Below are 1,371 nucleotides of genomic sequence, written 5' to 3' on the forward strand. Positions count from 1 at the left end.
TTCATATTTTTCATTGAAAAACAGATAATTACTGATTTTTAAAACAGCCGATAATGACCTACAATTACCCGTATTTCCCTCTGTAAAGTATCCCCGAGGTATCCCCAGAAGATTGCTGGAGCATAAAAGAAAGCCCTATGAGAACGATCAGCTTCACCAAAGCCGTGCTGATGGAACTCCCCGTTCCTGATGCCGGCAAACGCCTTGAATATGCTGATAGTGTCGTTAATGGGTTGCGGCTGCGTGTTACGTCCAGTGGCAGCAAAAGTTTTTGTGCGTCCCGAAAGCGCGACGGAAAATTTTACCGTGTGACGTTGGGCAAGTTCCCGGATATGACTATTGAGCAGGCCAGAGAGCGGGCATGGCATATGGTTTGGTGGCCCGTTCAGGCGTGAAGAAAAAGGCAGTAAAGCCCAGGCTGATTTATGGGCACGTGTTCTGCGTGCTGTCTATCGCTATGCATATGATAGCTACCGTGATAAAGATGGCGGGAGATTGTTACCGGATCCGCCCACAACCATTTTAAGTACAAAAAGGCTTTGGCATGGAAATTCACGGAGAACAACTAAAATCAGAAATAATAATTTAGGCCGCTGGCTCAAGGCCCTTGATACCGTAAGACAATGGGCTATAGCAGGCTATAAAACTAATGTGTTGATGGGGGTTGAAGCCCAACAGTACGGAAATGTACGTTAAGAACGTAACCTTATGATTTAAGTCTATAAATTTGTTGCATTATTGGTTTGATTTACGTTGATTTGATGACCGGGTACGCTCGTATTGCAAGTAAGCGTGTTCGGGAATAGCGACGAGTATTGCAGGCACTCTGCTAAGTGGTCTTTATTTTCAGCAGATCTGCCTGCCAATTCGATTTACCTCTGCTGCTGGTTGTAACCAACCGGGCGGCTCCAGTCATCGTCGTATTTGATATTCCCTTCGATATAAAACCACTCAATGCCTGAGTAGGTGATGGCGATATTTTCCATCATGCCCGGAGTGTGGGAACCCGGCATATAAGCATGAGCAGCATTGACGGACATGATTACGATGTTGTTAAGCGTAATTCGGTAAATCTCGTATTCGACACCCGCCTCGTTGATGTCGTAATAGTGGATTACTGCCTTTTGCAGTCGCTTACTTTGGCAGACTGCAACTGCAAAATATGGCGAGGTCTTATCAATCTCTTTGTGCAGTGTAAAAGCGTTGTGTTCGCGCGAACCCATCAGCTTACCAGTGTTGCGGCATGTATTTTGGTACACACCGTAACTGCTGTTCATGATTTCAATTGCACCCTCACGGCCCAGCGCCATGCAACTGCCTTTGATCAGTTGTCCATTTTCATCATAAATATACATATAAGCTGGTAATGAC

At 45.4% G+C, this 1,371-nt stretch carries 2 protein-coding genes; one reads left to right on the forward strand and one right to left on the reverse strand.

Annotated features, from left to right (window positions below):
* Nucleotides 1-137: 137 nt before the first annotated feature.
* Nucleotides 138-395, forward strand: coding sequence for an Arm DNA-binding domain-containing protein (locus NNO02_RS23195; protein ID WP_271455871.1), 258 nt, complete (start codon nucleotides 138-140; stop codon nucleotides 393-395).
* A 477-nt stretch (nucleotides 396-872) separates the two neighbouring features.
* Here the strand turns inward: NNO02_RS23195 and NNO02_RS23200 are convergent.
* Nucleotides 873-1,371: Hcp family type VI secretion system effector (locus NNO02_RS23200; protein ID WP_271455872.1), on the reverse strand; the 499-nt coding region annotated here is incomplete at its 5' end.

Origin of the sequence: Citrobacter sp. Awk 2 (assembly GCF_028069815.1) — a bacterium.
Taxonomy (GTDB): Bacteria; Pseudomonadota; Gammaproteobacteria; order Enterobacterales; family Enterobacteriaceae; genus Citrobacter.